The following is an 11,481-nucleotide window of genomic DNA, read 5'->3' as shown; positions in this document are numbered from 1 at the left end:
GCATCGTCAACGGCATGGGCCACCATCGCCTCCATCCGCATGCTCACCCGCAGAACTGCAAGGTATTGCTACGGTTGAGAAACTTCCGAGTCAGGCACTTATGGCATCCAGTCTCCCTGGGCCGACCAGGGCGTGGCCATCGCACTGGGCGCCGAATTCCGCCAGGACAAGCTGAAGAGCTACGCGGACGACGTCTGGCGTGAAAACAACGGCGGCTCCGACGCCAACCTTTCGCAGCACGTCTGGGAAGGAAACGTCGAGCTTCAGGTTCCGATCATCGAGCGCAAGCCTTTCGCCGAACTGCTCCAGTTCAACGGCGCCTACAGGCTTTCGAAGTACAGCTCCAACCCGAGCGTGTTCTCCACCTGGAAGGCGGAAGCGATCTGGTCGCCGATCTCGGACATCACGTTCCGCGGATCGATCAACAAGGCGCAGCGCGCGCCCACGGTCGTCGAAGCCTACCAGGGCTCGAACATCAGCTATGACCGGATCACCACGGCCTACAACGACATCTGCGCACCGACGGTCACGTACACGACCGGCGCCAACGGCCAGCAGGTTCCCGTCTACGGCGCTCCGGCAGCATCGCGCGAAGTCTGCGCGGCGACCGGCCTGGCGGACAGCCTCTACGGCAGCCCGACACTGGTCTGCCCGACCGACATCGGCTGCACCGTGCGCCGCGGCGGCTATACCGTCGACCCCGAAACGGCCTATACCAAGACCTTCGGCGTCGTCCTCAAGCCCTCGTTCCTGCCCGGCCTCGTCGTTTCCGTGGACCGCTTCCTGATCGATCTCGACGATTCGATCGGCTACAACGACTACGACTACTTCTCGAACGGCTGCCTCCAGACCGGCAGCGAGTTCTTCTGCTCGATGTTCGTGCGCAATGCCGATGGCACGCTCTCGAGCAACCCGGGCACCAACCCCACCACCGGGTTCATCCGTGGCGGCACGACCAACTACTACAAGAGCAAGTCGCACGGCTGGGACTTCCAGGGCCAGTACACCCTCGGCCTCGGCCGTTACGGTGACCTCGCGCTGGACTTCTCGGGCTCGCTCACCACGCTGGCGGGCGGCCAGGATTCGCCGATCCTCGCCAAGTACAACTGCGCGGGTTACTACGGCGGTCCCTGCGGCCAGCTGATCCCCAAGTGGACCCACAGCCTGCGCGCCACCTACACGACCGAGGATCGCGTCTTCAACGCCTCGTTCAACTGGCGCTACGTCGGCCCGCTGACCAACGTGAGCAACTCGGGCGACCCGGCACTGGGCTGGAGCGAAAGCTCCGAGCGCGAGACGTTCTACCGGATCAAGGCGCAGAACTACTTCGATCTTGCGATGACGTTCCGCGTCGACGAGGCCTTCTCGTTCCGCATCTCGGCGAACAACATCTTCGACAAGCTGCCGCCGCTGCTGCCGAATTCCTACAACTACGGCCTGTCGCGGAGCAACACGCTCTCGGCACGGTATGACTCGCTTGGCCGCCAGATCGCCATCGGCGCGACGGTCAACTTCTGATCGGTTCCGCCGCGCCGGGCGTGCCCGGCGCGGCGGCTCCCTTCCAAGGCAATGAATGTACCAAGGCAGTCGATGAACAATAAAAAGGCGGCGCCCCGCCGAAACAGAACGACAATCAACGATCCGGGCAAAGTGCCTGAAAAGAAGAAATTGCCGCAAGCCGAGGATACCGCTCATCGTCCGCCCGTCCTGCGGGCCGTTGCCGGCTTCGATCCCGACTTCTGAACGGCGCCCCTCCCCGGTGTTCGGCGAGGCCGATCAATGGCTGGCGTCCAAAAGCGGCGGCAAGCCCGGGATGATTTCATGGGGAGAGCGGCTTCTTCACCTCTTCCTGCCCGAAATCATCCGCTCCATTTGCATTCGCTTGAAACCATGGCGTAAGTTCCGGCCATAAACTATCGCCGGAGCTTTCATGATCGATCGTCGCCGTTTCCTCACTTCCGCTTCGGCAGGTGCCGCCGCTGTTGCGGCCGGCCCCGCGCTCGCACGCGTGTCCGCGTCGCCGGCCGGTTCCGACGCTGCCCTTGCCGCCTTCATGGACAAGTACTTCGAAGTCCAGGTCGATGCCTCGCCAGAGACGGCGACGCAGCTGGGACTGGACACCGGCACCCGCGCGCGCTGAAATCGCGCCTGACGATTCCCACGCGGGAGCGAGAGGAAAAGGACCGGGCACTCGTCCGCACTGCTCGCGCCCAGCTTGGCGCCCTCGACAGGGCTTCGATGAATTCGCGGGACGCGATCTATTACGACACGATCGCGGCGAACCTCGACTCCGTCATCAATACTTACGCCATACCTTATGGCCAGGGTGGCTGGCCGCAGGTCTACCGGGTCAGCCAGGGCGGCGGCGCCTACCTCAACACCGCCGATTTCCTCGACAACCAGCACACCATCAAGACGGCAGCCGACGCCGAGGCCTTCGTTTCGCGCGTGAACGACTTTGCAGACGTTCTAACCGCCGAGACCGACCGGATGCGCGAGGATTTCGGCCTTGGCGTCATCCCGCCCGATTTCATCCTGAACAAGACCATCGGCCTCCAGGCCGGAATGCTTAGCACGGCGGCCGGCGAATCCACGCTCGTCCAGTCGATCGTGCGGCGCACGCATGAACAGTCGATCCCCGGCGAATGGGGCGCGCGCGTGGAAAAGCTGGTCTCCGAACGGGTCTATCCCGCGCTCCAGCGCCAGAACGATGCCCTGAAGGCGGCCCTGCCCAAGGCCGGACATGACGCCTCGGTATCGCGTCTGCCGCAAGGGGCGCAGTATTACGCCAATAGCCTGAACTACATCACCACGACCCGGATGTCCGCCGATGAAATCCATCGCATCGGGCTGGAACAGGTTGCCGATCTGACCGCCCGGTCCGACGCCTTGCTGAAGTCGCAAGGCTTCAGCCAAGGCACCGTGGGCGAACGCATGGCGGCCCTGATCGCCAACCCGGCCAACGTCTATCCCAACACCGACGCCGCGAAGTTGGAACTGGTGGCGCACCTGAACGAGCAGATGGCGGCGATGCAGGCGCTGTTGCCCAAGGCCTTCGGCCGCCTTCCCAAGGCAGGCGTGCAGATCAAGCGCGTTCCTCCCGAGATCCAGGAAGGCGCTTCGCAGGGCTACTACAATTCGCCCAGCCTCGACGGCACGCGCCCCGGGATCTACTGGATCAACCTGACCGACACCGCCAACTGGCCGAAATTCGGCCTCCCCACCCTCACCTATCACGAGGCGATCCCGGGCCATCACCTCCAGATCGCGCTCCAGCAGGAAAGCGCGGCGGCGCCCAAGCTCATGAACCTGCTGTTCTTCTCCAGCTATGCCGAAGGCTGGGGGCTCTATGCCGAGCAGCTTGCCGACGAACTGGGCGCCTATGACAACGATCCGCTGGGCCGGATGGCTTCTATCAAAGCCTGCTGTTCCGCGCGTGCGTCTGGTAGTCGACACCGGAATTCATTCCAAGGGCTGGAGCCGCGAACAGGCGATCCGCTATTTCATCGACAATACCGGCCGCGCCGAAGGCGGGGCGACCTCGGAAGTGGAGCGCTATTGCAGTTGGCCGGGCCAGGCCTGCGCCTACAAGGTCGGCCACAACGAATGGGTCCGTCTGCGCGAAAAGGCGCGGGCGGCACTGGGAGACCGCTTCGACATCCGGGGCTTCCACGACACGGCGCTTGCGGGCGGCGGAATGCCGCTGACCGTGCTTGAACGCGTCGTTGACGACTGGGTATCGACCAGCAGGTCATCCGCCGGCTGAACGCAACGCCATCGGACGAAGGATGGCAAAGGATGGGCAGCGGCTCCTCGGGGGCAGTCGATAAGACTGAGCCGCTGCCCGCCGCCTCCCCTAAAGACCTGCCTGCTGCATCACCATAGCGATAACAATTGTTTACATTTATGATGGCTGGCCTGCAAAGAAAGGGCCTCGCTCCATTGGGGGGAGCGAGGCCGGAGGTGGCGCCCGGTTCGAGCCCGGATCACTTCTCACCTCGATCACCATACATGGGGTATTTTTCGCTGGCGCGGGGGGTAATGCAGCGTCGCGATCGAGATGGCCGCAGCGGATTGCAACGGCCCGCCCAGCATAGGCGAAATCCCTCAGACGCGATGTAAAGCAGTGTAAATTCGCAAGCCGCTCAGTTGGCGAAGGCTTGCATGAGATGGACTTAGCCGCAAATTCACCTACGAGACCGCTCGACCCTGCAGGCCTGATCGGAAATGACGATGAAAGTACCCGCTTCACCGCTGCTCCTGGGATTGGCAGCCCTGCTGCCTGCATGTACGTCCCTGCCGAAACCCACTGTGAATGCCACAGGCGCTATTCCGCAGGCGGGCGGTATCGAACTGGTTGGCGGGGCGGCAGACGACGGCGACTGGCAGAGCGCTATTCTCGCCGATCTCGCAGCGCGGGGTTTCTCGCGCTCGGAAAGGGCGGATTATCTCGTCCAGCTCACCACGGCCCGGCTTCCCGGCGGGACAGGCCTCTTCGCGCCTCAGGACAAGGCGGACGAAAAGACCTGGCTCGTGCCGCCCACCCGCTCCCGTTCTGCCGAACTGCGGGTCTATACGCTCGTCATCTCGCAGCGGGAGACGGGCCGGGAACTCTACCGCCTTGTCGGGCAAGAGCCGGTGAAGCAAGGCAGGCCCGGCGTCGAGGGCCAGCTCTTGCAGGCGTTCCTGACGCAGCTCGGCGGTTCCACCGCGACGGCAACCGCCCGGCCGTAAACGGTCCATTCCGCCGAGGCCGTAAACCTAGGCTTGTCCTTGATCGGCAAGCGGCAGGGCCAGCGTGAACGTCGCGCCTCGGCCAGCTTCGCTGGCGCAGCGGACCTCGCCGCGATGCCGCACCACAACGGTATGAACGAAGCTCAGGCCAAGCCCGACGCCGTCCGTTCTTCTACCGGCGCCGAGCGGGCCGCGATGAAAGCGCTCGAAGAGCCTGTGCCTGTGTTCCTCTTCCAGTCCGGGGCCTTCGTCCACGATCTCACAGATCGCGCGCAGCTCGTTGTCATCTCCCGGCTCCTGCCGCACGGTGCAACGAATATGGCTTCCCACGGGGCTGTACTTGATCGCGTTGTCGAGGAGGTTGATTAGTGCGCGGGTCATGAGTGAACGCTCTACCCGCACGATCAGGCGCTCTTCACCGTCGGCGGTATCAATCGAAATCGATTTGGCCGTGAGCTGCGGCCAGAGATCATCGATCGCATCGATCATCATGTCCCCCAGCGCGACATCCTCCAGGGCATACTCGAGGCTTTCAGCGCGCGCGAGCTGGACGAAGCCATCGGCGAGACCAAGCGTCCTTTCCGCGTAGTGGCGAATGCGGCGCGCTTCTTCCGGCGCGATGTTCTCGCTCGGCGCCGTTTCCAGAACGGCGAGGATCGAGGCCTGCGGGGAGCGCATGTCGTGAGTCAGGAGTTCGAGGATATCGTCGCGCTGGCGCTGCGCCGCCTTGGCCTCGCTTACATCCATGAACTGGACGATCCAGCCAACGAAGCCTCCATCGACGGAGCGCTGGGGCGCAAAGCGGATGGCGAAGAAATGGCCATCGTCCGTAATGGTGTCGAAACTGAGCGGCCCCTCGATCGGCATGTCGGGAAAGCGGATAGCTCCTGGGATCCGGCCTGCCGGAAGCGGCCCAGCAGTGCAGCACCCTTGCCGGGCTCGCCGCTTCGGACCTGCTCCGGGCCGAAGAGGTTACCCGCCGATGCATTGGCGAGCAGGATTTTACCCTCACCATTCGTGACGAGGGTCGCGTCCGGCAACTGGTCGAGCCGTTCGGCGACGAAATGCTTCATGTCGCGGTTGCTCGTGATCGCGGCAGTAAGCAGTGAAATCGTCGAGGGCAGCGGTTGCCGCCCCTTCCTTGGGCGCTGTACAAAGATCGTGGAATCGGCCTCCAGACGCAGCAGTTCGCGGTGCATGAAGCGCTGCGTGATCGCGAGTTGCCGCCACCCCCAGATCGGATAGGCAATACAGAGAGCCAGGACCGCGGTCGCGGGCGGAAGCCAGATCCGTCCAAGGAGAAGCAGCAGGCCGGCGGCCGCCAGGACGGTCGCCGTTGCGGCTGCAAGGCCCAGCGCCGGGGAAACGCGCGGGAACGGGCCCATCAACAACATGAGCAGCCAGACAGGCACGACCGCAAAGCCGATCCGCGCCGCGATCCCCGCTTTCTCGATCATCAGATCGGCGAGCAGCCCGCGCAGGAACTGGGCATTGATTTCGAGCCCGGACATCGTGCCGAGGCCGGGAACAGAATAGCGCGGCCCGATACCACCGGCCGTCACTCCCACCAGGACGAACTTGCCGTGCAAATCCTGGACCGGAACTTTTCCCGCGATGAGCGATGCCGCCGGAATACGAAGCCACGGCTCGCCGGGGGTAAAGGGGATCAACCTGCCCGATCCGGGCATCTGCGCGCCTTTCCCGATGCTGCGGTGAACATCGTCCATCAGGTGCAGGCGGGAGCCGATCGGGGCCGGGGCTGAGCGCATCACCCCGTCTGCATCCACGAGGAAATCGGTAAAGCCCGTGCCCTTCGCAGCATTCCGCAGCAGCGGAATAGGGTCGACGATCCTGTTTCCTCCGCCCGGCAGGCCGCCTGCGCTGACGAAGAAGGGCAAGAACACGTTCCCTGCCCGCCCGATAGCGCCGGCCAGCCTCGAATCTCCGGCGGGCGCACCCGGCTCGGTGAAAAGCGTATCGTAGACGATCGCCTTCGGTGCCGCTGCGCTCAGCCGAGCGACAAGCCGCGCATGAATGCCGCGATCCCATGGCCAGCGGCCAAGTTGCGCAAGGGCGTCGTCGTCAATCTCGACCAGCGCGATATGGCCATCCGACTTTTTGGGATCGAGTTGCAGCAGATGGTCGTAAGCGGCATTGTCCAACCGCGAGAGCGCGTCGCCCAGCGTCAGGACGACAGCAAGAAGGCTGACGAGCACGGCAATGATCCACCATTCGGTCTTGAGGCGGACCGTGAGGTTCACTTCGCGGCCCCGACCCGCAGTTCATTGGCAGGCGACCATTTCGTGTAGACCCGCCCCTCGGCGGCCTCCATGCTCATCACCCGCCAGTAATAGGTACCGGCCGCGAGATCGGTAATGACGAAAGCATCCCCGGTCAGGCCGGTCTGGTCCACCAACGGCGCGGAACCATCGGGACTGCGCGACAGCTGGAAGCGGAAACTGGCCTCCGGAGCATCCGGCGCCTGCCAGCGGAACAGGAACTGCCGGTATCTGCCGGCACGACTTTCCTCGAAACTGGTTCGTAGCCGGTTGAGCCGTCGCTCGAAGCTATAGGTCGAGGCAAGGCCCTCAAGGTCGTTACGGTCCATGCCGGCCATGCGTACGAAATATGTCCCACGAGGCAGGCCCGCGAATTCGGCGCGCGGCACTTGCGCATAGGCTTCGTCCAGCACATCCAGGAAACCGGCATCGCGGGCGATCTGAAAGCGATAACGTGCAGCGCCGACGACCGGCCGCGCGGCGAAGACCAGTTGCTCCTCGGCCTGTACCCTGTCCGGCGACATCAGCTCTGGCGGCGCCAGCAGCGGCACGGGTGCCGCAAGCCCGTCGTTAGTGCCGAAGCCCGCCACGACGAACTGCTCCTTCTCCCGCGTCTCCCGGAACGCAACCTTGCCTTCCGAGACTTCGACTTTCGAAGCCCCGCTGGCCGGATCGTAGCTTGTACGGAACCGGGTTCCGCGCACCGATGTCATCGCGCGGGGCGTCAGGAACTGGAAGGTGCTGTGAGGGTCCGTCATCGGCGTGACGATCCCGGACGCCTGCCCCCGCTGCACGACGAAGCGCCGCTCGACGGATTCCGCCAGCAGGGTGCGACGCAGCCGCTCCACGCGCACACGGCTTCCGGGAGGAAGGGAGACGGTGGTGCTATCGGGCAGCCGCAGCGAAACGAACGAGCGCTCGCCCGTCTCGATCAGATCTCCCTCGCGAACCCTGAGCCCGACGGCCGCGCCTCGCGCGCCCACGAGCACGGCCCCCCTATAGCTCTGCACGACCGCCTCGATGGGTTCGCGGCGCAGCATGGAGCGCGGTATCTTGAGGATGCGCCCTACGGGAATCCGCCTCGGGTTGCCGATCCTGTTGAGCTTCTGAACCACCGGATAGCTCGCCGGATCGGCGAAATAGCGCCGGGCAAGATCGTAGAGGGTGTCGTTCCGGTTGACGCTGTAAGCGACATGGGCCGGCGTCTCCGCGCGGAGACCTGCAGAAGTGGCCAGCAGCGCCGCGGCAAGGGATGCGCGGCAAAGAAAACGAGAGTTCAAGTCAGGGCTTCCAGACGATAGCCATACGAGTAGATCGGCGAGAGCTTGAAACCGTTCGCCGGGCGCAGGTTGAGCTTCGTGCGCACGTTCGAGATGTGCGCGTCGAGCGTCCGCGTAGGCAGGTTCGGTCGCACGCCCCAGATCGCTTCGAGAAGGTAAGCCCTGGACAAGGCCCGGTTCATGTTCCTGAAAAGGAGAGTGGCAAGGGCAAACTCCTTCGCGGTGACGGCCACCGCTTCTCCCAGCAGCTCGATCGTTTCCGCCCGGCTGTCGAACCTGAAAGGGCCGAATGTCTCGACCGGGTTGGTGGCGGTGGGATACGCCCGCCGTGCCACGGCGGCCACCCGTGCCAGCAGGACGGCCGAGGATACCGGCTTGATCACGTAATCGTCCGCACCGGCGGACAGTCCGGCCACTATGTCCTCTTCGGCAGACCGGCTCGTGAGCATGAGCGAAGGCGGCCTGCTGTCCAGATTCTCGCGCATCCAGTCCAATATCTGGAGGCCCGACATGCCCGGTACATTCCAGTCGAGGATCAGCATGTCGAAAGTCTCGCGGTGCATCTGATGCAGGAGGTTCTGACCGTCCGCAAAAATGGCACAACTGTTGCCGCTGGCCAGCAGCGACTTCTCGACATAGCCGGCAAGGGCGAGATCGTCCTCCAGAATTGCAATCCGCATTCGCGCGTAGCCCCTGATCCGCCCCGGATTTTCCGCAGCACCATTGCCCCCGTAGGTAGCATATCAGCGCGGACCGTCCTGGGCGGCAGTCCTTCAGCCGGTTTTACAAGGTTTTACAAGCGCCACAAATTTGCACTCCTTTACATGACTTTTGCCCGCAAGAGGGGGAACAGGGGCGCTCATAAAAGTCGAACAGGAGGATGGATTCCATGGTGAGAGCTGCCTGCCCGGAAGATACCGGGTTTCCGGAAAGCCGCCATGACCGCTCCTCTGCCGATGTCACTCCGGTATTCGGCCGGTTCTTCGAGTCCGTGCCTTTCGCCTTCTGCATCCTCGATCGCGCCCGTCACGTCGTCTTCATCAACCGGCAGATGGCCGCGATTGCCGGCCATACGGTGGAGGAACTCGATGGAGCCTGCGCCACTACGATGTTTCCGCAGCTCGGTCCTATGCTTGAGCGATGCTACAGGTTCGCCGGGCACGGCACCCCCCTGCCCGATATCCGAATCTACTGGCGGAGCCGCACCTACCTGCTCTCGTTCAGCGTGACTTACGACGCCGAAGGGCTGGTCGCGGAACTGCTGATCGGCGCCATGGACATCTCGCGGGAAGCCCGGATCGAGGCCCGGCTCCGGCAATCCCGCAGGCAGCTCCTGTCGTCCTTGCGCACCGACCATCTCACCGGGCTGCTCAACCGCAACGGCCTGGCAAGCGCGCTCTCCAGAGAGTTGCGGTGCAGCAATCGCGAGGAAACGTCCATGGCCCTGCTGCTTGTCGATGTCGATTACTTCAAGAACTACAATGACTGCTTCGGCCATCTCGCGGGAGATCGCTGCCTGGTCGCGATTGCCCGCGAGATCGCGCGCTGGGGCCGCCGTGCCGGCGATGCCGTGGGCCGCTTCGGGGGCGAGGAATTCGTCATGGTCTTGCCTGACACGGATGCTGCGGGCGCGCTGCGGGTGGCCGAAAACTGCCGTATTGCGGTGGAACGTCTTTCCATGACCCATCCGGAAAGTCCGTTCGGCCGGATCACCGTCAGCATCGGCGTGACCGTAAACGACGGCAGGCGCGGAAAGCCGGTCGATGCCGATCATGCTGCCCGCTGCCTTGGCGCCGCAGACCGTGCCCTTTACGAAGCGAAGGACGCAGGACGCAACACGATGCGCTTCAGTCATCTCTCCGAAGATCACGAAAGCGCCTCACCCAGCTTCAATCCTTGAAGTTCACAGTCCGCTTGGAAGAACAGCGCTTCCTTTTGAGCGCACATTAATGTAGGCACCTACAGATATCAGCGGGACATTCGACATGCCGAACATTGTTCACTCTGCACCAGGCGTTTCCTTGAACCGGCGAGCCTTCCTGACGGGTGCCGTGGCCGCCATGGCGACACCGGCCCTGGGCGCCGCATCGGCCTTGGACGTGACGGCGGACAATGGCCGATTGGATGCCTTCCTGAAGGAACAGCTTCGAAACGGCGCCTTCCCTGGCATGGCGGTCGGCATTGCGCGGGCAGGCAAAGTCGTTCTTACGCGTGGGTATGGCTTTGCCAATGTCGCGCAGCGCCGGCCTGTGACGACAGACACGATGTTCCACCTCGCATCCGTCACCAAGACCGTGACGGCCACCGCTTTCATGATGCTGGTTGAAGCAGGCCGGATCGAACTCGATGCGCCGGTAAATCGCTATCTCGACTTCGAAGTCCTCAATCCCGCCCATCCTCATGCCGCCATCACGGCCAGGCATCTGCTGATGCACGTGTCGGGTATCTCGGACGAAACTTACTACAAGGTGGATTTCCGGACGGTTGGCAAGGATTCCTCCCTCCCGCTTGGGACATTCCTCAAGGACTATCTCCTGCCGGACGGCAGACACTATTCGGTTACAGGAAGTTTCTCGCCAGCGGCCCCCGGCGCGAACTATGACTATTGCAATGTCGGTTATGCGCTGCTCGGATATCTGGTGGAACGTGTCGCGGACGAGGACCTGCGCATATTCACGCAAGCCAGGATGTTCGATCCGCTTGGTATGCGGCAGGTCTCATGGACCATCGCCGGCGTGCCCAAGGCGTTGATGGCCACTCCCTACGACATCGTCGATGATCGGATCGTCCCGACCGAACCGGTCGGTTTCCCGGATTTTCCGGTGGGGATGCTGCGCGCCTCGATTGCAGGTTTCATGCCCTTTGTCGCTGCAGCCGCCAATCGCGGAGCGGCCGGGCCCGCGCAGATCCTGACGGCGACCGACCAGGTCGAGATGCTGACCATGCATGTACCGCAGGGCCTGCCGGATTGGGTGACAGGACAGGGTCTGGGCGATGGATGATCACGCACTCGGCAAGCGGCGGATCAACCATTGGGGCGGCGATCCCGGCGTGTTCACCGCCGTCTACCTTGATCCTGCCTCGACGACCGGCGTCGCGATCTTCACCAATGGTTCGGCTACGCCTGCGAGCAAGACTGCAATCAAGGCGATCGCCGAGCGCCTCCTCACCGGGCCGTCGGCATGACG

The 11,481-nt window shown here is 63.6% G+C and carries 11 protein-coding genes and 1 pseudogene; 8 read left to right on the top strand and 4 right to left on the bottom strand.

Translation table 11 applies throughout. The features are described from left to right. The first annotated feature begins 132 nt into the window (after positions 1-132). The 5 genes and pseudogenes from ADT71_RS04200 (at position 133) to ADT71_RS04190 (ending at position 4,734) form a co-directional block, all read left to right on the top strand. On the top strand, positions 133-1,518 hold the full coding sequence (locus ADT71_RS04200; RefSeq protein ID WP_231635568.1) for a TonB-dependent receptor domain-containing protein: 1,386 nt from the start codon (positions 133-135) through the stop codon (positions 1,516-1,518). A 412-nt stretch (positions 1,519-1,930) separates the two neighbouring features. Further along, positions 1,931-2,140, top strand: coding sequence for a twin-arginine translocation signal domain-containing protein (locus tag ADT71_RS32825; protein WP_231635567.1), 210 nt, complete (start codon positions 1,931-1,933; stop codon positions 2,138-2,140). Next, positions 2,137-3,363: pseudogene (locus tag ADT71_RS04195) on the top strand (DUF885 family protein); the annotation flags it as partial. The gene ADT71_RS32825 and the pseudogene ADT71_RS04195, both read left to right, overlap by 4 nt. Beyond that, positions 3,329-3,766 (top strand): DUF885 family protein, encoded by a 438-nt coding sequence (locus tag ADT71_RS34865; protein WP_369818163.1) that lies wholly within the window; start codon positions 3,329-3,331, stop codon positions 3,764-3,766. The pseudogene ADT71_RS04195 and the gene ADT71_RS34865, both read left to right, overlap by 35 nt. 467 nt (positions 3,767-4,233) lie before the next feature. After that, a complete protein-coding gene (locus ADT71_RS04190; protein ID WP_132470196.1) occupies positions 4,234-4,734 on the top strand; it encodes a hypothetical protein in 501 nt (166 codons plus the stop codon). A 27-nt stretch (positions 4,735-4,761) separates the two neighbouring features. On the opposite strand, the gene ADT71_RS32820 is transcribed toward ADT71_RS04190, so the two are convergent. The 4 genes from ADT71_RS32820 to ADT71_RS04170 are packed head-to-tail and all read right to left on the bottom strand — an operon-like array spanning position 4,762 to position 8,973. Next, on the bottom strand, positions 4,762-5,481 hold the full coding sequence (locus ADT71_RS32820; protein WP_054435409.1) for a sensor histidine kinase KdpD: 720 nt from the start codon (positions 5,479-5,481) through the stop codon (positions 4,762-4,764). Continuing rightward, a complete protein-coding gene (locus ADT71_RS04180; RefSeq protein ID WP_054435407.1) occupies positions 5,472-6,995 on the bottom strand; it encodes a CHASE2 domain-containing protein in 1,524 nt (507 codons plus the stop codon). Before ADT71_RS04180 ends, ADT71_RS32820 begins: the two co-directional genes overlap by 10 nt. Then, positions 6,992-8,293 carry a FecR domain-containing protein gene (locus ADT71_RS04175; RefSeq protein WP_231635565.1) on the bottom strand — a complete coding sequence of 434 codons (1,302 nt, stop codon included), beginning with the start codon at positions 8,291-8,293 and terminating at the stop codon, positions 6,992-6,994. Before ADT71_RS04175 ends, ADT71_RS04180 begins: the two co-directional genes overlap by 4 nt. Further along, a complete protein-coding gene (locus tag ADT71_RS04170) occupies positions 8,290-8,973 on the bottom strand; it encodes a response regulator transcription factor (RefSeq protein ID WP_054435405.1) in 684 nt (227 codons plus the stop codon). The genes ADT71_RS04175 and ADT71_RS04170 overlap by 4 nt, the downstream gene beginning before the upstream one ends. Positions 8,974-9,182: 209 nt before the next feature. Here ADT71_RS04170 and ADT71_RS04165 point away from each other — a divergent pair, with 209 nt between their 5' ends. The 3 genes from ADT71_RS04165 (at position 9,183) to ADT71_RS31920 (ending at position 11,479) form a co-directional block, all read left to right on the top strand. Next, positions 9,183-10,193: a diguanylate cyclase gene (locus tag ADT71_RS04165; protein WP_054435403.1), complete on the top strand. Its 1,011-nt coding sequence runs from the start codon at positions 9,183-9,185 to the stop codon at positions 10,191-10,193. 121 nt (positions 10,194-10,314) lie between these two features. Beyond that, complete coding sequence (locus ADT71_RS04160) at positions 10,315-11,295, top strand: serine hydrolase (RefSeq protein ID WP_197282914.1); 981 nt, start codon at positions 10,315-10,317, stop codon at positions 11,293-11,295. Next, entirely contained in the window at positions 11,288-11,479 is a 192-nt protein-coding gene (locus ADT71_RS31920; RefSeq protein ID WP_197282913.1) for a hypothetical protein, read from the top strand. Before ADT71_RS04160 ends, ADT71_RS31920 begins: the two co-directional genes overlap by 8 nt. The last annotated feature ends 2 nt before the right edge of the window (positions 11,480-11,481 follow it).

It is taken from the genome of Novosphingobium sp. ST904 (genome assembly GCF_001298105.1).
GTDB lineage: Bacteria > Pseudomonadota > Alphaproteobacteria > Sphingomonadales > Sphingomonadaceae > Novosphingobium.
Note: the sequence above shows the minus strand (reverse complement) of the source record. Positions and strands in the feature narration are given on the sequence as shown.